The sequence below is a fragment of the Vibrio sp. 1978 genome (genome assembly GCF_033344345.1).
On the sequence record NZ_JAWPOP010000456.1, the window covers coordinates 1 to 703 of the forward strand.

Annotated in this window: 1 protein-coding gene; it reads right to left on the reverse strand. The window is 45.0% G+C overall.

Annotation, left to right across the window (positions count from 1 at the left end; translation table 11 throughout):
• Window positions 1–154: 154 nt before the first annotated feature.
• The coding region (locus R8N49_RS27205; protein WP_318190460.1) for an L-serine ammonia-lyase, iron-sulfur-dependent, subunit alpha at window positions 155–703 on the reverse strand (549 nt) is incomplete at its 5' end.

The window sequence follows — 703 nt, forward strand, 5'->3', positions numbered from 1 at the left end:
AAAATAAAATGCTAATAACGAATTTAACGTATTGAAAAATAAATGATGGAAAGCAGGCGAGTATTGATACAAGGAAGGGAAGAAATCGCACTGTTGATGCTAAGTGCCACCAACAATGCGATGTGTAAAGAAAGATGCAAATTATGCGTACTTATTATTCACATGGTGGTGCCATATGGATGATTGCCAAACCACCTAGAGATGTCTCGCGATATTTCTTATTCATGTCTTTACCAGTTTGGTACATGGTTTCGATAACTTTATCTAATGAAATAATACATTTGCTAGTGCGCTTTAGTGCCATTCGTGCTGCGTTAATCGCTTTTACTGCGCCCATCGCATTGCGTTCAATACAAGGCACTTGAACCAGTCCTCCTATTGGGTCGCAGGTCATACCGAGAGAGTGTTCCATTGCAATTTCAGCTGCGATACAAATTTGCTCGTTGCTGCCTCCTCGCAAGGCGGTTAGGCCAGCCGCTGCCATAGAAGAGGAAACTCCCACCTCACCTTGACAGCCGACTTCCGCCCCAGACATGGACGCGTTGGTTTTGTATAAAATACCAATCGCTCCAGCAACGGCGAGAAAGTCTTTTAGTTGCTTAAGGTCCAGCTCTTTGATGAATCGATGGTAGTACATCAATACTGCTGGGATAACGCCTTCGGCACCGTTAGTTGGTGATGTGACGACTTGCCCGCCTGCCGC